This window comes from Lactiplantibacillus sp. ME-2 (assembly GCF_022549155.1).
Lineage (GTDB): Bacteria > Bacillota > Bacilli > Lactobacillales > Lactobacillaceae > Lactiplantibacillus > Lactiplantibacillus plantarum.
On record NZ_JAKZEQ010000141.1, the window covers coordinates 1 to 347 of the forward strand.

Sequence of the window (347 nt, forward strand, 5' to 3'; positions counted from 1 at the left end):
AAGGGTTGTCCGTATGATAATGCGCCAATGGAATCCTTTCACGCTTCCCTCAAAAAGGAATGTGTTTATCCAGTGCCGGTCTTTGAAGATTATGAAACTGCCGCTGCCGTCCTTTTTGAATATGTGCATGCTTTCTACAATAGGAAGAGAATTCATAGTTCACTGGGCTACCAGACCCCCTTACAAGTTGAAATTGCAACACTTACGAGCCAAATGGCCGCCTGATTTAATGCTTTCCAGGGTTCAAATAAGTTATTAATCGCGATTAATGATTTATTTGAGCTGTGGAAGGTAAACGCGGTTCTGAATGTCTCTTAAAATCTGTCTCAAATATTGACTTCAATCCA

Annotated in this window: 1 protein-coding gene; it reads left to right on the top strand. The window is 40.9% G+C overall.

Going from position 1 to position 347, the window contains the following annotated elements; all coding sequences use genetic code 11:
* Positions 1 to 225: IS3 family transposase (locus MMY95_RS15720; protein WP_148038027.1), on the top strand; the 225-nt coding region annotated here is incomplete at its 5' end.
* Positions 226 to 347: the final 122 nt, after the last annotated feature.